At 40.3% G+C, this 16,976-nt stretch carries 18 protein-coding genes, 2 tRNA genes, 1 other RNA gene and 1 pseudogene; 17 read left to right on the forward strand and 5 right to left on the reverse strand.

The genetic code is table 11. From position 1 onward, the window contains the following. Nucleotides 1-49 precede the first annotated feature (49 nt). Nucleotides 50-1,033: an outer membrane protein assembly factor BamD gene (locus tag AC4MC0_RS04125; RefSeq protein WP_335997488.1), complete on the reverse strand. Its 984-nt coding sequence runs from the start codon at nucleotides 1,031-1,033 to the stop codon at nucleotides 50-52. Between the two features lie 71 nt (nucleotides 1,034-1,104). On the opposite strand from AC4MC0_RS04125, the gene rluD reads away from it, so the two are divergent. The 3 genes from rluD to AC4MC0_RS04140 all read left to right on the forward strand — a co-directional run bounded on the left by rluD (nucleotide 1,105) and on the right by AC4MC0_RS04140 (nucleotide 3,602). After that, a complete protein-coding gene (gene rluD, locus AC4MC0_RS04130; protein ID WP_335997486.1) occupies nucleotides 1,105-2,157 on the forward strand; it encodes a 23S rRNA pseudouridine(1911/1915/1917) synthase RluD in 1,053 nt (350 codons plus the stop codon). Between the two features lie 30 nt (nucleotides 2,158-2,187). After that, nucleotides 2,188-2,928, forward strand: coding sequence for a peptidoglycan editing factor PgeF (gene pgeF / locus AC4MC0_RS04135; protein ID WP_335997484.1), 741 nt, complete (start codon nucleotides 2,188-2,190; stop codon nucleotides 2,926-2,928). A gap of 107 nt (nucleotides 2,929-3,035) precedes the next feature. Continuing rightward, on the forward strand, nucleotides 3,036-3,602 hold the full coding sequence (locus AC4MC0_RS04140; protein ID WP_183173031.1) for a flavodoxin family protein: 567 nt from the start codon (nucleotides 3,036-3,038) through the stop codon (nucleotides 3,600-3,602). A gap of 41 nt (nucleotides 3,603-3,643) precedes the next feature. Here the strand turns inward: AC4MC0_RS04140 and AC4MC0_RS04145 are convergent. Further along, nucleotides 3,644-3,796: pseudogene (locus tag AC4MC0_RS04145) on the reverse strand (SsrA-binding protein); the annotation flags it as partial. 233 nt (nucleotides 3,797-4,029) lie between these two features. On the opposite strand from AC4MC0_RS04145, the gene AC4MC0_RS04150 reads away from it, so the two are divergent. From AC4MC0_RS04150 to AC4MC0_RS04170, 5 genes are read left to right on the forward strand one after another with little or no spacing between them, the layout of a single operon-like run. Further along, the gene (locus AC4MC0_RS04150) at nucleotides 4,030-5,097 is read left to right on the forward strand and encodes a WYL domain-containing protein (RefSeq protein ID WP_335997481.1); all 1,068 of its coding nucleotides are present in this window, start codon (nucleotides 4,030-4,032) and stop codon (nucleotides 5,095-5,097) included. 25 nt (nucleotides 5,098-5,122) lie between these two features. Beyond that, nucleotides 5,123-5,905 carry a hypothetical protein gene (locus tag AC4MC0_RS04155; RefSeq protein ID WP_335997479.1) on the forward strand — a complete coding sequence of 261 codons (783 nt, stop codon included), beginning with the start codon at nucleotides 5,123-5,125 and terminating at the stop codon, nucleotides 5,903-5,905. A gap of 13 nt (nucleotides 5,906-5,918) precedes the next feature. Next, entirely contained in the window at nucleotides 5,919-6,716 is a 798-nt protein-coding gene (locus AC4MC0_RS04160) for a PD-(D/E)XK nuclease family protein (RefSeq protein WP_335997478.1), read from the forward strand. A 21-nt stretch (nucleotides 6,717-6,737) separates the two neighbouring features. Continuing rightward, nucleotides 6,738-7,418, forward strand: a complete 681-nt coding sequence (locus AC4MC0_RS04165) for a hypothetical protein (protein WP_335997476.1) — start codon at nucleotides 6,738-6,740, stop codon at nucleotides 7,416-7,418. Then, complete coding sequence (locus AC4MC0_RS04170) at nucleotides 7,418-8,023, forward strand: hypothetical protein (protein ID WP_333653377.1); 606 nt, start codon at nucleotides 7,418-7,420, stop codon at nucleotides 8,021-8,023. Before AC4MC0_RS04165 ends, AC4MC0_RS04170 begins: the two co-directional genes overlap by 1 nt. Before the next feature lie 39 nt (nucleotides 8,024-8,062). On the opposite strand, the gene smpB is transcribed toward AC4MC0_RS04170, so the two are convergent. After that, complete coding sequence (gene smpB, locus AC4MC0_RS04175; protein WP_004695532.1) at nucleotides 8,063-8,539, reverse strand: SsrA-binding protein SmpB; 477 nt, start codon at nucleotides 8,537-8,539, stop codon at nucleotides 8,063-8,065. Between the two features lie 141 nt (nucleotides 8,540-8,680). Here smpB and coaD point away from each other — a divergent pair, with 141 nt between their 5' ends. The 4 genes from coaD to AC4MC0_RS04195 all read left to right on the forward strand — a co-directional run bounded on the left by coaD (nucleotide 8,681) and on the right by AC4MC0_RS04195 (nucleotide 9,991). Then, nucleotides 8,681-9,172, forward strand: coding sequence for a pantetheine-phosphate adenylyltransferase (coaD, locus tag AC4MC0_RS04180; protein ID WP_004695534.1), 492 nt, complete (start codon nucleotides 8,681-8,683; stop codon nucleotides 9,170-9,172). A gap of 1 nt (nucleotide 9,173) precedes the next feature. Next, nucleotides 9,174-9,437 (forward strand): YfhL family 4Fe-4S dicluster ferredoxin, encoded by a 264-nt coding sequence (locus tag AC4MC0_RS04185; RefSeq protein ID WP_004695536.1) that lies wholly within the window; start codon nucleotides 9,174-9,176, stop codon nucleotides 9,435-9,437. Between the two features lie 26 nt (nucleotides 9,438-9,463). Next, an RNA gene (gene rnpB, locus AC4MC0_RS04190) (RNase P RNA component class A) lies at nucleotides 9,464-9,841 on the forward strand. A gap of 73 nt (nucleotides 9,842-9,914) precedes the next feature. Then, nucleotides 9,915-9,991 (forward strand) — tRNA-Met (locus AC4MC0_RS04195). A 162-nt stretch (nucleotides 9,992-10,153) separates the two neighbouring features. Here AC4MC0_RS04195 and AC4MC0_RS04200 read toward each other — a convergent pair. Beyond that, nucleotides 10,154-10,570, reverse strand: coding sequence for a hypothetical protein (locus tag AC4MC0_RS04200; protein WP_335997468.1), 417 nt, complete (start codon nucleotides 10,568-10,570; stop codon nucleotides 10,154-10,156). Between the two features lie 178 nt (nucleotides 10,571-10,748). On the opposite strand from AC4MC0_RS04200, the gene AC4MC0_RS04205 reads away from it, so the two are divergent. Then, nucleotides 10,749-10,825 (forward strand) — tRNA-Met (locus tag AC4MC0_RS04205). A gap of 117 nt (nucleotides 10,826-10,942) precedes the next feature. Here AC4MC0_RS04205 and AC4MC0_RS04210 read toward each other — a convergent pair. Further along, nucleotides 10,943-12,568 (reverse strand): NAD+ synthase, encoded by a 1,626-nt coding sequence (locus tag AC4MC0_RS04210; RefSeq protein ID WP_335997466.1) that lies wholly within the window; start codon nucleotides 12,566-12,568, stop codon nucleotides 10,943-10,945. A 203-nt stretch (nucleotides 12,569-12,771) separates the two neighbouring features. On the opposite strand from AC4MC0_RS04210, the gene AC4MC0_RS04215 reads away from it, so the two are divergent. The 4 genes from AC4MC0_RS04215 to AC4MC0_RS04230 all read left to right on the forward strand — a co-directional run bounded on the left by AC4MC0_RS04215 (nucleotide 12,772) and on the right by AC4MC0_RS04230 (nucleotide 16,890). Then, nucleotides 12,772-13,278 carry a type IV secretion protein Rhs gene (locus tag AC4MC0_RS04215; protein ID WP_078425310.1) on the forward strand — a complete coding sequence of 169 codons (507 nt, stop codon included), beginning with the start codon at nucleotides 12,772-12,774 and terminating at the stop codon, nucleotides 13,276-13,278. Nucleotides 13,279-13,461: 183 nt separating this feature from the next. Further along, the gene (locus AC4MC0_RS04220) at nucleotides 13,462-14,418 is read left to right on the forward strand and encodes a metal-dependent hydrolase (RefSeq protein WP_335997463.1); all 957 of its coding nucleotides are present in this window, start codon (nucleotides 13,462-13,464) and stop codon (nucleotides 14,416-14,418) included. A gap of 15 nt (nucleotides 14,419-14,433) precedes the next feature. Beyond that, nucleotides 14,434-15,279, forward strand: a complete 846-nt coding sequence (locus AC4MC0_RS04225) for an SDR family NAD(P)-dependent oxidoreductase (protein ID WP_279733489.1) — start codon at nucleotides 14,434-14,436, stop codon at nucleotides 15,277-15,279. Between the two features lie 18 nt (nucleotides 15,280-15,297). Continuing rightward, nucleotides 15,298-16,890 carry a flavin-containing monooxygenase gene (locus tag AC4MC0_RS04230; RefSeq protein WP_335997462.1) on the forward strand — a complete coding sequence of 531 codons (1,593 nt, stop codon included), beginning with the start codon at nucleotides 15,298-15,300 and terminating at the stop codon, nucleotides 16,888-16,890. Nucleotides 16,891-16,976 lie beyond the last annotated feature (86 nt).

A 16,976-nucleotide genomic window follows, 5' to 3' on the forward strand; every position in this document is an offset into this window, starting at 1 on the left:
GCAAGTATGATAACTTGCCCTTTCTAAAATAGCGAATATTTCAGAGGAATTATTCGGTTTCAGTATTGATGTTTTGCTGTGTTTCAGGACGATCAAGTAAACCGAAGCTGACACGATTGGTAAAGCTGCGTTCTGCTGTTTGTTTGGGTTGTTCGATTTTTTCTTCAGAACTGTTTTGTTCTTCACGACCAAACACACCTAAAGTCGCACGGTTGACCCAACTTGCTTCTTTACGTGCAGCGCGTAAGTTCACTTCACCATTCGATTTCACTAAATTTGGATAATTTAGTTTCAAGACATCGGTATATTGTTGCGCAGTTTGCTTGTCGCCCAATTGGTCATACGAATAAGCAACAGTTGCTAAAGCCTCAGGCACTTGAGGGCTTTGTGGATAATGTTCAATCACCCATTGCGCACGCTCTAGTGCTGCGACCCATGCTTTACGTTTGATATTAAAACGTGCGGCATTCATTTCGCTTTCAGCCAACTCATTGCTGATAAACTTCATGCGTTGTGCGGCATCTACAGCATAAGTGCTTGAAGGGTAACGACGAATAAAGTCTACGAAGTTTTGATACGCCACTTTAAGATAGCTCACATCGCGATGTGCTTGCTTTAAAGAAGTATAACGAATCAAACCATCATAGTTTTGTTCCATGTTGGCTACGCCACGGACATAGTAGGCATAGTCCACGTTTGGATGCTGAGGGTTCAAACGAATGAAACGATCAGCCAGTGCAATCGCACCTTCATAATCTTTCTGCTGAAACTTCACATAGAGCAGCTCTAGTTGAGCTTGTTGCGCATATTCACCTGTAGGGTAATAGGTATCTAATGCTTCTAAGTGTTTTGCAGCGTCGGTATATTGACCACTTTGCAGTGCTTTTTCTGCTTTTTGAATATAAACCTGTTCACTCGATTGTGGACCGGTATCTACCACTTCTTTCTTGGGATTGCTGCTACAGCCTACCATTGCAGATGCAATGCCAATCGTTAGAGCAAGCATTGTCATTTTATAATGTGGTAGCGACATAAAAATTCCTCTGTTAATACGGGCAATGAGCTACAATTGCGCTATTAAATCACTTTTATTTGAATGATCAAATGGCTCAAGCACAATCTTCCGATCCAAATTTCCCTGAAACTGATTTCAATTTACTTGAAGATTCTGAGGATGCAGATAACCATACTTCAAGCTCTACTGCAACACGTTTATCGTTGCAATTTCAATTGGATGAAACTTATCTCGGACAGCGTATAGACCAAGTTGCAGCAACGATTTGGAGCGACTTTTCGCGTGAAAAACTCAAACAGTGGCTAAAAGAAGGCCATTTGTTGGTAAATGGTAACAGTGTCAAACCGAAATATAAATGTGAAGGATTTGAGCTGTTAAACCTTGAAGTTGAGTTAGAAGCCCAAACTCGTAGTCTGCCTGAAGACATTCCGTTGGATATTGTCTATGAAGATGATGACATTATTGTTGTTAATAAACCTGTTGGTATGGTGGTTCACCCAGGTGCGGGCAACTCATCAGGTACGTTGGTAAATGCATTATTGCATCACTATCCAAAATCGGCAGAACTGACTCGTGCGGGTTTGGTACATCGTATTGATAAAGATACTTCTGGCTTGTTGGTCGTTGCGAAAAATTTAGAAGCGCAATTTTCGCTCAGCAAGCAATTGGCGAAAAAAACGGTTTACCGTGTTTATGACCTGATTGTGTATGGCAATGTGATTGCTGGCGGCACGGTGGATGAACCGATTAAACGTCACCCTGTAGATCGTGTCAAAATGGCGGTATTGCCAGGCGGTAAAGATGCTGTAACACACTACAACGTGAAAGAGCGCTTCCAACATTTCACCCGCATCCAAGCTCGTCTTGAGACTGGACGTACGCATCAGATTCGTGTGCATTTTAGTTATATTGGTTTTGGTTTAGTTGGCGATCCTGTGTATATGCCGCGTGTGCGCGTGCCCGCAGGTGCAACAGAACTTTTAGATGAGACTTTACGTGGTTTCAGACGCCAAGCCTTGCATGCAGCAGAGCTAGGTTTGAAACACCCACGTACAGGTGAAGAAATGTTGTTTAAAGCGCCGTGGCCAGCAGACTTGGCGACCTTGGTTGATGTACTTCGTACGGAAAACAAAGCCTATTAAGTTATAGATGAATCATCATAAGGACAGTATATGCAATTTGTTCAAGGACTTCCGGCAGGTGTTTTTGTGGGGCAAACCCGTGTGCATCATGATCGTGCTTTAGAGACTACTCAAACTGAACTGCAAGGCTTTAACTTGGCTTTGCACGTACAGGATGATGCTGCACGTGTGCAACAGCATCGTATGATCTTGCTCGAAGAGTTTGCAGGCTATGGGGTCGATAAAATCACATGGATGACACAAACCCATAGCACCATTTGCCGTGTAGTGAATGAGCAAATTGACTTTGATGCTCAAGAAGGGGATGGTTTGGTGACACAGCGACCAAAGCATGCCCTGATGATGATGACAGCCGATTGTTTACCTGTGGTTTTAGGTAATGCTGATGGAAGCGAAGTGGCCAATTTGCATGCAGGTTGGCGTGGGCTGGCGCATGGCATTATTGAAAATACCATTGCCAGCATGAACACTCAGCCGACATGGGCTTGGTTGGGCGCAGCTATTAGCCAACCTTGTTTTGAAATTGGGGTGGAAGTAAAAGAAGCCTTTTGTTCAAAGTATGCTGAGCTTGAGTCTGCATTTCAAACAGGTGCACAAGCTGGAAAATATTATGCTGACTTATATGCGATCGCAAAATTTATTCTAGAACAGCACGGGGTTGAAGTGGTCTCTGGTGGTGATCAGTGTTCCTTTAGCCAGTCGAATGAGTACTTTTCTTATCGACGTCATGCCAAAACTGGGCGTATGGCGACCTTTGTGTTTATGCAATAGTTTGAGTTTCTGATCAAGTGCTTGGCTGTTTTAATCCTTGCACTTACTCCCCACTCAGCGAGTGGAAGTGTTAAACTTAACTCAATTCTTTGGTCTTAAAAATTTCCATGTCTGTACCTGATCTTGTTTCTGCTGCACCTGTTCATGTGTGTGTGGTTTATCATAGCGCCTATGGTCATACGGCGAAAGTCGCTCAGTATATTGCACAAGGTGCAGAGCAGGCGGGTGCTGATGTGCATTTAATTTCTGTTGCTGCAGTGCAGTGGGACTTGTTAGATCAGGCCGATATTATTGTGATGGGTTGCCCAACGTATATGGGCAGTCTTACAGCAGCGCTTAAGCAGTTTATGGAAGATTCCTCTAAGCGTTGGTTAGCACGGGCTTGGCAAGGAAAACTGGCTGCAGGCTTTACCAATGGTGGGGGCTTAAGTGGCGATAAACTGGCGGTATTACAACAGATTAATTTATTTGCTATGCAGCATGGTATGTTGTGGGCTGGTTTACCGTTTATGCCGACAGGGCGTAGCCAACACGATATTAATCGGATGTCGAGCTTTTTAGGTTTGATGACTCAGTCAGACAATGCCAGTGTTGAAATAACCCCACCCGAAGGTGACTTGGAAACTGCTCGAAAGTTTGGAAAATATTTGGTTGAGCTAAAAGCTGACTATTAACAGTTCTAATAATAAAAAACCTCCACATGGGAGGTTTTTTATTATTTATGCATAATGTGGGCTTTATCTCGTTGCCAGTCACGGTCTTTTTCCGTGGCGCGTTTGTCATGTAGTTGTTTGTCTTTAACTAAAGCGATTTCTAATTTGGCACGTGGTCCTTTCCAATAAGCAACAAGCGGAACGCACGAATAACCTCAGTATTAAAATTGTTTATGGAATAGTTCTCTAAATGTTGGTTAGTGCATTATTGGCAGGGTGATTCACCTTCATCAATGGCAGATTTACCTATGATGCAGACTGCATTTGGCTTGATGAATATTTAGCCTTTCTACTAAATAAGTTTAGATAAATTGATGTTTTAAGAGACATATAACGTCTCTTAATGCTGTTATTCTATGCCTACAGATTCGATCTAAAGAATAATAGTATGAGTAAAACCAATATAAATCTAATTAACAGAGTGCTAGAACTTTATAAAGTTTTACCTCGTGCTCCGAAATCAGCTTTAACAATAGAAGAATTTAAAGAAAAAGTACGTCATTATTATGATCGTGATATAGAAGAAAAATCATTTGTTAAAGCAATACAAAGAGATTTGGAACTTATTCCTAAACTACTTTCAGCAGGCGAACTTACCTTAATAGAGAGTAGAGGTCGGAAAGCTGCACAATATTGTTTAAGTCAAAATGCCTTTATTGAACAATTTAGTTCAGAATTAGCGTTAGTTTTAGTAATGGCAAATAATTATTTATGTGAATATTTGCCTACAGATATTCAACAAAATGTAAATGGGTTCTTTGACGCAGCAAAACAACAACTAACAAAAGACACTAATTTAGATAATTGGCAGTCACGTTTCCGCTTTGTACCCCAGAATTTTATTAAAAATGCAGAGAATCCTTATGATTCAGAAGAAATAAAAACAATTTATCAAGCAGTTTTAGAGGATGGAGTTTGGCTAGAAGCTGAATATAGGAAAGAAAACCATTTTGATAGTCACACCTATATGTTGAAGCCTCATGGGATTATTCATTGTGGGGATAAACAGTTTTTAATTGCTAGCAAAATTGTAAAAGAGAAAGGAGAGTTACGCACATTCAATATGCTGAACTTTGGGTGTGTAAAAATTATTCCTGAAAGAATATCTGTACATATAGACCCTTATGATATTGATGATTTGGTTGATCAAAGAGAGTTTGAGTGGGCACTTTTTGATAGAGAAGAACTGGATATATTTTTAATTTTTGATGAGAAACTATTGGATGGGCTTCAGCGGAACCCAATAGGAAAAAATCAAATAATTAGCCATTTAGAAGAGAATTATTATGAACTAACGGCTCAATGTGTGATTACAAATGGTTGTATAGATTGGTTTATGAAAAATGCGCATTTAATTCAGGTTATAACTCCCAATATTTTACGCGAAGAAATCGTATATAGAGCGACTGTTGCTTTAGAAAGAAATGAAATAGTTGATCCCTTTCTAAATATTTAAAAGTCAATGAATGATTAGGTAAAAAATGAAAAATGAAATGTCTATAGAGCATGTACTGAATAATTTATCTAACGCAATAAACATAGGGCACTTTCTTGAAGAGATGGTTTCAGAGAAACTTTTTAGCACTATTGAACGTATGACACAAAATCAGCAAAAGCTTAGTTTCCCGATGATGCAGTGGGAAACCATGATATGGGATGTTTGTTGTAGCTTTGAGCATAAAGAGTTGTGGTTTGCTCCAAAGCAATGGATATATTCAAATTTAGAGAATAGTTCAGATGAATTTTTTAATATTAGTCAGAGTTATGCTTTTTTTAAGTTAGCGCATCATGATAAAGAGAGTCATTATAATGCTGATGATAATTTTATGACTAATAGTAGTAATCGGCTTCCAACGTCTAGTTTTTTTAATAATGATAACGGTTATATCACTATAAAATTTATTCTAAATTATGAACTAATTGATCAACTTATTGATAAAAACACCAATATAAGCAAAGCAGATTTTGATTTGAAACGCTATCAAGCTCGACGCAAGTGGAACTCTTTTCGGGCAAGGACATTGATGCAGTATCAAGATTTAAAAAAATGTGGATTTGAGCTTGATGACTATTCAACTTTTTGGGCGTTGAAAATAGAGCCATTAAATTCAGATCTATTTATGTGTGAATATAATCAAGGTTTACTCTATCACTCACTTGAGCCTATTCTCTGTGCAATTAAAAGGATAAATGAAAATTTTAATATATTTGATGAGATGCAGAAAAAAGCAGAAGAATATTATTTAGAAATAGAAAAAGGATAAGGAGGCTAAGGTTATGGTTTTAAATGAGATTGAATTTTTTAATCAGTTGTCAGGTTTTTTTGAAAACTGGAGAGGCCTAGAAGAATCACATAATTTAGATGCATTGGATCAAGAGTTAGCTCAGGGCCTTGACCTATTTTTTATAAGGTGGAGGACTTTACCTTTAATAAAAGTAAATTTAGAGCAACCTTTATATGTTGATGATAGCAAGCTGAGGAGCTTTTTTGAAAATTTTGAAAAGGCAGTAGAGCCAATACATGGGGCAAGAAAAAATGGTTTCAATCTGAATGTTTGGCAAGCTGCTGGTTTAAAAGCAGATGAACTGAGAAATTGCGCAGTGTTAAAGTGGTTCCTAGATTGGCGTGGAGATCATGGCCAAGAAAATGCAATTTTATTAGAGTTCTTACAACTACTGCCAGAACAATTTAGAAGTTTCAAGCCGAATAAATACCAAATTATAGAAGAATGTTGCCCACTTGGTAATCAGGAAAACCGGATTGATATTGAAATTAATTCAGATGAGTTTTTGCTTTTTATTGAGGTGAAAATTAATGCAGTGGAAGGACAAAATCAATTACAGCGCTATGTAAATATTGCCAGAGTAAAAGCAGCCAATAAAAAATGGTTGATTGTCTATTTGACAAAAGATGGAAAGTTACCACAACAGTATCAAAACGATGATGGGGTATTTGGCCTTTCTTGGTTGAGGGTTGCGAAACAATTTACAAGCTATGCAAATATTAGTGCTGCAAATAATCGTGGAACATGGCTTTTAAGTCAGTTTGCAGGTCATATTAAAAACTTTAAATAATTTTCAAAAAGGAGATATGTTATGAGTAATAAGAAGGCTATAGCTTTAATTATTGAAAATATTCAATATTTGGAGCAAGCGAAGAAGCTGGTGGAGGGTGAAGTTTATGAAGAGCTATGTACCGTTATTGATAATAAAGTAAAAGATTATCTCGAAAATTTAGAACATGAATGGAATGGTACCTTTAGTTTTTACGAGGATGGGACTATTCAGTTTGCACCAGAAAGTTGGCGGGCTAAAAATGAGCAAGAATTTAAACATCAACAGTTTTATGCTCGATATTTTTTGGGGTGTGAAAGTCAAGAAACTGGAGGGGATTGCACAGAATGGTGGTTAACGACCTTTTTGAAAAATGATGTGGATTATATGGTTTTTAACTTTTATCCATGGCGAGATAATTATCTGAAATGTACAGCAAAAGATTGGAAAATGTTTACAACTGAAAAAAATCAGATACATCCAGAAATAGAGCAATTGGGGTTTAAATATAATGCAAAAGAAGGTAGTTGGTATTTAGTGATTGATGGAATTGATCCAACAGTTTTTATCGAAAACTATGAAAGTGAGACCTTAGAGGATGCTTTATCGCCATTTGAAACTGCTTTAGATATATTAAAACAAGCCCATTCATATTTTGATGCAATTGTAAAAGCTGCGATTGAAAAGTTTAATATTGAAAGTAATGCAGGGGATGAACACTAATGAATGAAATTTATTGGGATGAGTATCCTTCTAGTTCTGTGAGCTTGACTATACAAAATGATGTATTAGTTTTGTTATTTGAAGGTAAGTCGAGTGAATATAGAGACTTTTTTTCAGGAAAAATTACTTTAGGACTGCATTTAGAAGAACAAAATGTAGTTGGCACCCTTTTATATTGCAATAAAGATGGAAGTAAGAAAGAAGTAACATATAAGTTAATAGGTGCATTTGAAGATGATTCTTGGGAGTTCTTTACAGGAACTTGGGAAGAGAATGGAGAAAACTATCAATTCGATGCTCTTTTAGAACTGGTTGAAAAATTTACTCCAAATGTAGAGATTATTGAAGAATTTGATAATGTTGAAGACTCTAGTAAACCACGAAGTGCAAATGTTCAAGCTAAAAATATTTCCGAACGTTATGGAGCAATGCGACAACGAGCGACTAGAAGTGATGCGCGTGTAAGAAAAATCCAGAGAAGTATTGAGTTGTATTATGGATTGCCACAAGGTTCTGTACGATTGGTCAATCCTGATAAAACTTTGATACATCCATCTGCGAAAATAGGTACGCTGCGTGATCGCTGGATTACAGAAGAAACATAGATTTTAATAGTGAAAAGCTCGGAAAATCCGAGCTTTTTCTTATTTATGCATAATGCGGGCTTTATCACGTTGCCAGTCACGGTCTTTTTCCGTGGCACGTTTGTCATGTAGCTGTTTGCCTTTCACTAAAGCGATTTCTAATTTCGCACGAGGTCCTTTCCAATAAGCAACAAGCGGAACGCATGAATAACCTTTTTGATTCACTGCGCCGAGTAACTTATCCAGTTCACGACGGTTCAACAATAATTTACGGGTACGGGTCGCTTCAGGAACAATGTGCGTAGATGCACTGAGTAAAGGCTGAATTTGAGCACCGAACAGGAAAGCTTCACCATTTTTAAAGGTGATATAACTCTCAGACAGCGTCATACGACCTGCACGTAATGATTTCACTTCCCAGCCTTGCAGTGACAGGCCAGCTTCAAATTTTTCTTCAATAAAATAGTCGTGACGTGCACGTTTATTCTGTGCAATCGTCCCGCTGGTATTTTTTTTAACTACAGTTGCTTTCGCCATAATCAATTACTTCCAACAATGTACCTATTGTGCCTTAAAGCATGGTTAAGGTGAAGTTTTTTCAAATTTATAGAGTTTCTTCACCTATAAAACAAGTTTTTGCTAAAATATGGCTCTACAAAATCAACAGAGTAAAAATGGATGTCTAAAACTCGCGTCATTTACCCGGGGACTTTTGATCCAATTACCAATGGTCATATTGATTTGGTTACACGTGCATCACGTATGTTTGATGAAGTGGTGGTAGCCATTGCCATTGGTCATCATAAAAACCCTCTCTTTAGTTTAGAAGAGCGTGTGAGCTTGGCCAAAGCATCATTAAGCCATCTTGATAATGTTGAGTTTGTAGGTTTTGATGGTTTGTTGGTAAATTTCTTCCGTGAACAGAAGGCAACGGCTGTACTGCGAGGATTGCGTGCGGTGTCTGACTTTGAATACGAGTTCCAGTTAGCCAATATGAACCGTCAACTTGATTCACACTTTGAGGCGGTATTTTTAACACCGTCAGAGCAGTATTCATTTATTTCATCGACGTTGATTCGTGAAATAGCACGTTTAAAAGGTGATGTGACCAAGTTTGTACCGCAAGCTGTAGTCGCTGCTTTTGAACGTAAACATCAACAAGGTTGGTAATGTGTCTTTATATATAACCGATGAATGCATCAATTGTGATGTTTGTGAACCTGTGTGCCCCAATGAAGCCATTTTCATGGGGGAATTGATTTATGAAATCAATCCAGACTTATGCACAGAGTGTATCGGACATTATGATAAACCCCAGTGTCAATTGTTCTGTCCAGTGGACTGTATTCCGTTGGATCCTAATCATGCGGAAACTGAGGATGAGCTCATGGATAAATATAAAAAGCTGATTGCTCAAAAAAGCGCAAGCAATTAAGTCTAAGATTTGATACTATGCGCCTCGAAGTGAGCCAGACGATCGCTGCTGTGGAGATCTCCGTGATTGAAGCAGGGGAGGAAAGTCCGGGCTTCATAGGGCAAGGTGCCAGGTAACGCCTGGGCGGCGTGAGCCGACGGAAAGTGCAGCAGAGAGTAGACCGCCTTCATTGTGGTTTCGAGCAATCGAAATCGAAGGTAAGGGTGAAAGGGTGCGGTAAGAGCGCACCGCATGGCTGGTAACAGTTCATGGCATGGTAAACCCCACCGGAAGCAAGACCAAATAGGGATCCTTTAGGCATGGCCCATGCTGGATCCGGGTAGGTCGCTTGAGCGTATGAGTGATTGTACGCCTAGAGGAATGATCGTTCTCGACAGAACCCGGCTTATCGGCTCACTTCAACAAATTTTGATCAATTAAGCGCGCAAGGTACTTGACGTACTGGTGAGAAAACCACATAATGCGCGCACAGTTTACGGCTATGTAGCTCAGTTGGTTAGAGCACCGCACTCATAATGCGGGGGTCACAAGTTCAAGTCTCGTCATAGCCACCATTTTTATAGATCATGCTCTCAGCATGATCTTTTTTTTTGTGGGAAAGAAAGGCTGTGAAACTGTCTTTATTTACTTGCCATTTCTGAAATGGTCTTGTGGTTCACTGCACCGTTATTTCGATATTTAAACCAAAGCTGTGACTGCGGACATTTATGATCTTTTTAGAACTTCCCCTCGCAGTGAAGGTTTTCAGGCGTTAAATTGATCTGCATCTGTAAGTCTTGAATGTGTTGCCAATTGGCTTGATGTTCGGGCAATGTAAAGATTTGATGATCGACTAAATTGAGTTTTTTTAAAGATATGTGCTGACTTGCACAGTAGCGTCCTTCGGCTCTTTCTAAAGCCAAGTTTTGCTGTGCTGTTGGGCTTAAGCGATCAGCCGTCAGGATTTTTTGTTGTCCTTTGGCATAGTTGACCAATATCTCTCGATCTTTTAGGCTAAATAATAGGTTGGAGTTGATATAGGTCGCTACATCACGCCGTACACCGTTATAGTCGGTGATCATGGGGGAAATCAGCTGACAACTGCTCAATGCTGTAGTACTCAGGATGAAGAAAAAACAGACTCTCTTTTTCATTATCTTTCTCGTAAATATGCATAACTTGAATATAGCTTGCAGTATGAAAATAAGTTTAAAAAGAGTGGGTTGCTGAAAAATTGATAGTTTAAAGTGTATTTGTTTATGGAATAACCATTTGTGTGTAAAAAGGGTTGACGCTTGTCTTTGAACTTTGCATAATGCGCGCACAGTTTACGGCTATGTAGCTCAGTTGGTTAGAGCACCGCACTCATAATGCGGGGGTCACAAGTTCAAGTCTCGTCATAGCCACCATTTTAAAAGACCAAGCTCTCAGCTTGGTCTCTTTTTTTGTGCGTAAAAAATAGATTTGAATATGTCGATATAAAAAAGCCCAAACACATGTTTGGGCTTTTTTATTGGAGAAAGTGCTTATAGGCCAGCTTTCCAGCCATTCATGATTGGGTAGCGACGTTCACGGCTAAATGCACGTGAGCTGATACGCGGACCAATTGCACCTTGGCGACGTTTGTATTCATTGAAATCAACCAAACGAATTACTTTTGCAACCACTTCAGCATCAAAGCCTTTGCCAATGATGTCATCTTGGCTCATATCTTCTTCGATATAGGCATACAAAATGGGATCCAGTACATCATATGGCGGTAAAGAGTCTTGGTCTTTTTGATCTGGACGTAGCTCTGCTGAAGGTGGGCGAGTAATCACACGCTCAGGAATCACAGGCTTGTCTGAAATGCTGTTACGGTATTTCGCAAGTTCAAACACAATGGTTTTATACACATCTTTCAGTACCGCAAAACCACCCACCATGTCACCATAGAGCGTGCAGTAGCCCACCGCCAATTCTGATTTATTGCCTGTAGACAGGACTAAATTACCAAATTTGTTGGATAAACCCATCAGCAGTGTACCACGGGCACGCGCTTGTAAGTTTTCTTCAGTTGCATCCGCAGGGCTGTTACCAAAGAACGGATAAAGTGTTTGCATAAAGCTGTTCACAATTGGGTTGATTTCAGCAATCCCAAAAGTCACCCCCATACTCTTCGCTTGTTCAGCAGCATCTTCTACACTGATTTGAGCGGTATAGGTATATGGCATCATTACGGCTTGGACTTTGTCGGCGCCAATCGCATCAGCTGCAATGGCAAGAGTTAGAGCTGAGTCGATCCCGCCTGATAAACCCAAAATCACCCCAGGGAAACCTGAGCGCTGTACATAGTCGCGAGTCGCCATCACTAAGCTTTGATAAATCTCTGCCATAGTGTCTAAAGCAGGCGGCAGCGCATTGGCCTTAAAGGCTTGTTGTTCTGCTTCGTATTCAGCGAAATACAGAGACTCTTTAAAGCTTTCTGCTTGAAGTACAACCGAGCCATTTTTGGCAATCACGAAGCTTGTACCATCAAAGATCAGGTCGTCTTGACCGCCGACTTGGTTGGCATAAACCAAGTTGAGGTTCATTTGTTTCGCCAATGCAGACATGGTTTCAACACGGTGCTGCGGCTTACCGACTTCATATGGTGAAGCATTTAAGACCAAAGCCGTTTCTACATTGAGCTGTGCCAGTTGTTGTACGGTTGAAAGTGACCAAACATCTTCACAAATCAACACACCAAACTTATGACCCAGATATTCAAAAACAAGGTGTTGATGCCCTTCGGTGAAGTAGCGCTTTTCATCAAATACGCTATAGTTTGGCAAGTTTTGTTTGTTATACACACCCAAAACTTGTCCATCTTTCATGACCGCAGCGGCGTTGTAGCGTTGACCATCTTCGGTTTGGTTGACAAAACCAAAGACCATCACAATGTCTTTTACTGTTTTAAGTTGTTCAAAAACTTGTTGCGTGCGTTTGGTTAGGCTTGGACGTAGAAGTAAATCTTCTGCTGGGTAACCAATGCTCGAAAGTTCTGGAAAAATAATTAAATCAGCATTTTGTTTTTTTGCTTCATTGGCCTGCTCCAACATTTTTTGGGCATTTGCTTCAAGGTTGCCAATGTGCGGAGAGAACTGTGCAAGTGCAATTTTAAAACTTTTCATTTCCAACTAAATCCTATACCTATAGGGATATACACGACGATTGAGTTTGTTATAGCTATAAGTTCTACGTGGTGTAAGTGACGATAAACAAATAGAAGTATTAATCAATAATAAGTGCGAATACTATATACGAAATGCGATTTTTTTTAAGGGATATTCTAAAAAAAATCCGTAAATGTCCTTAAAAAGAACAAATTGTTCTAATGTCTTTATGGAGTGTGATTGTGTGGTTTCAACCGCTTTTACAAAAAATACAGCAAAAGTTTGAACTTAAAAACAGGCCCTTGACTGAAGGGGAGAAAAAGTTTGCCAGCAGTATTTTTGGGAACAGTCTGAACATGGATTCGGTTCGAATTATCGCGCATCGGGCAGTGCTGCCTCATTATGCGATTAGCCCCAATGGACATGTCTATTTTAATATCAAAGACTGGTGCGAAAACTTTGCCGACCAACCGATTCATCAACAAGCTTGGTTGATTCATGAATTAACGCATGTTTGGCAAATTCAGCAGGGACTCGCTGTAGTCCGTAAGGCACTTTTTAACCGTCAATATCGTTATGCATTAAAACAAGGCAAGCAGTTTTTAAGCTATGGCATTGAACAGCAGGCGCAAATGGTGCAAGACTATTTTCTCAAAAAACACTATGGCGAAGAATGCTCAGCCTATGAACAGTGTATTCCCTTTGTGGCACACAAAGCCTCGTTCTGACCCCGATAGATAAATCTGTGGAGTGATTGTTAGACAACAGATTTTAAAGTCATAAATTGCAAATCATTTGAAGAAAAATGCCAGTGGCATAGGGGAAGCGGACTCTTATTTTGAATGCAAAGCACAGGTAAAAATCGTGAGATTGAGCCTAAAAAATGAGCTAAAAATAAGAAGGAATGTCCTATGCGTATCGCTCTTCCATTGAAAGGCAAAGCCAGCCAAATTTTTGCAGGACCCGTATTCGATGCTGAAAAACAGTCTGCGATTATTCCAATTCGGCATAGGAAATTTGACTTTGAAGCTGAGAAAATTGATCCCAAATTTTACTTAAATGCGGAGCTAGCCAGTGCTTACTTTGCATCTCTCTCGATCTTTCTGACCTATGGTGAAGACTTGGTGATTGATACCGCCCGTTATCACCGCGATTTCCTCACAGACCCTGTATTAAAACAACGTGTGACGTCTTTAATTGGACAGGAGGCACTGCATTCAAAGCTACATGAAGAATTGAACGATACTTTTAAACAGGTTGATTTACCCGTTGGCATTTTTCGTTATTTAGCCGAAATCGTTTTTGACTACGGTTTTAACCGTTTACCACAGCCGATGAAATTGTCTTTAATGGCAGGCATTGAACATTTTACCGCAGTGCTGTCTGAATACATGATGAACCATGAAGAGATTTTTTTCGATTCTCAAGACGAAAAGCAACGGGCGATTTGGATGTGGCACATGCTAGAGGAATCTGAGCACAAAGACATTGCGTATGATGTGTTTCAATCACTTTCCAATAACTATGCCTTACGTATTGCGGGTTTTTTCCCAGCCCTTATCACTATTTTACTGCTGATCTCTGTGGCGTCAGTTTTTGTTCCGTTTTATCGCAAACCGTCTAATTTGGTGAGTCTCAGCTATTGGAAGGATGTGCCGCGGAGTTTCAGTCTCTTGTTTGGGCTGAAACGTGGTGTTTATGGCAGTAGTTGGATGCATATTTTTGACTATTTACGTCCGAGCTTTCATCCGAATGATTATGACACTTCTGCATTTTTAGATTATTACAAAGAGCGTTTACTACATCCTGAAACAGGAGTATTAACCCCCTATTTCACCAAAGAATTTACTCCAGCACTTAAATCATAAAGAGGAGGTTATGACATGGGACTGTTGAGTAAAAAAAATAAACCAAGTCAAAAGGCCTATGCAGTTGTAACGGGTGCAGGTAGTGGAATTGGTCGTAGCTTTGCATTGGAACTGGCAAAACGCGGTGGTGATGTCATCTGTGCAGATATTGACTTAAGCTCGGCACAGGAGACGGTAGATTTAATTCAGTCGATGACATCTACGTCAGCCTATGCGGTGCATTGTGATGTTGGATTAAAAGAATCTGTACACGCTTTGGTGGAGCAAGCGGAACAGCTTTTGGGACATCCTGTTACTTTGCTCATCAATAATGCGGGAGTTGGGCTAGGTGGTAAGTTTGATGAGGTGTCGCTGGAGGATTGGCAGTGGTGTATGCATGTCAACCTGTGGGGGGTAATTCATGGTTGCCACTACTTTGTACCCAAATTTAAACAGCAAGGTTTTGGTGCCATTATCAATGTGGCATCGGCAGCGGGCTATACCGCAGCCCCTGAGATGACAGCGTATAACGTGACCAAGTCTAGTGTTTTGGCACTATCAGAAACCTTAGCTTCAGAGCTTCATACCTATAACATTGCAGTCAATGTGCTGTGCCCAACCTTGGTGCCGACCAATATTATGAAGAATGGGCGTTTGCCAAGTCGCTATTCTGGACTGGCTGACAAACTGCTGATGAACCATGCGTTTACCACCAGTGATGCTGTAGTCAAAAAAACATTAAATCGCTTAGATGCGGGCAAGCTTTATACCATTCCACAACCTGATGCCAAATTGTTCTGGTGGATGAAGCGTGCATCGCCAAGCTTATACGTCAAACTTTTAGGTTTGGGTTACCCACTGTTTAATCAAATCACAAAATAAGAATAGAGAAAAATGAATATGGAAACGCAATTAGAGATAGAGCAAGCAGATGTGCAAGCGCCGTCTGATCAAATGCAAGATCAAACCACGACGCCAAAAAGTGTGGAAGCTCAACCCAAGCAGACCCGTAAAAAGGCTGTGCTTCGTCCTAAAGCCGTACATACTTACGATACCATTGTTGTGGGAGCAGGGATTTCGGGCATTGCTGCGGCTTATAAAATGAAACAAGTTGGTTATGAGGATTATCTGGTTTTAGAAAAAGCGGATAGGGTCGGCGGTACGTGGCGTGATAATAATTACCCTGGCTGTGGCTGTGATGTACCTTCGGCGTTGTATTCATTTTCCTTTGCACCTAGTCATCAATGGAGCCATTTATTTGCGAAACAACCTGAAATTTTAAGTTACTTGGAACAGGTGGTTGAGCAGTTTGAATTGCAAGACAAAATCCGATTTCAGCATGAGTTGCTCAGTGCCAAGTGGAATGATGAGACGAATATTTGGCAACTCGAAACTTCTCAAGGGGCATATCAAGCACGAACCGTGATCTTTAGCACAGGGCCGATTACAGAACCATCCTTACCTAACATTAAAGGAATAGAAGAATTTAAAGGAGAGATGTTCCATTCAGCCCGTTGGAAACATGATTATGACTTAACTGGAAAGCGGGTCGCAGTGATTGGAACTGGCGCATCAGCCATTCAGTTTATTCCACAAATTCAGCCATTGGCGAAAGAGTTGATCGTATTTCAGCGGACTGCACCGTGGGTTTTGCCCAAAGCGGATATGCAGCTCAATGGCACAGTAAAGTCGCTGGTGGCCAGATTCCCGATGATTCAGCAAGGCTGGAGGAAGAGTGTTTCCAGTATTTTAAATGGGATCAACTTTGGGCTTCGTCACCCGTCACTGCTTGAACCAGTCAATATTTTAAGCCGTCAATTATTAAAATTACAAATACAGGATGACTCCTTACGTAAAGCCGTAACGCCTAACTTTTCGATCGGCTGTAAGCGACTTTTATTTGCCAATAATTATTATCCAGCACTGCAACAAGACAATGTCACGTTGTTGCCACAAGGTTTGGTCGAGATTGATGAGCAGAGTGTCATTGCGGCAAATGGGGAGCGATTTGAGGTCGATGTCATTATCTGGGGAACTGGTTTTGAAGTGGCACATCCTCCAATTGGACAACGTGTATGGAATGCTCAAGGTGAGCGATTGGCCGACCTTTGGAAGGGCAGTTCTCCAGAAGCGTACTTGGGGACAAGTTTGGAAAATGTGCCGAATGCCTTTTTGGTATTGGGGCCAAATATCTTGGTCTATGACTCTTTTATTGGCATTGCTGAAGCTCAGATTCAGTACATTGTAGATGGTCTACTAAAAATGAAGCAGCAAGGCTTTAAACGTATGGTGGTGAAACGAGATGTTCTGCGTTATCACAATGCGAAAGTGCAAACCCATTTGAAAAACACAGTATTTAACCGAGGTGGTTGCTCAAGCTATTATTTAGATCAAAATGGGCGTAACTTCGCGGCTTGGCCGTGGTCCTTGGCCGAGTTAAAGCAACGTTTATCTGCGCTTGAGCTAAAACACTACGAGGTTATTGAGGCTTAAAGTAGCTACATTAAATATTAAAAACAGCCTGAGTCTGTTCAGGCCTTTTAATACTTAAACTGTGTCACTTGTGAATTGTTGATTTA

The sequence above is a fragment of the Acinetobacter sp. CAU_H_S139_7 genome (assembly GCF_058599305.1).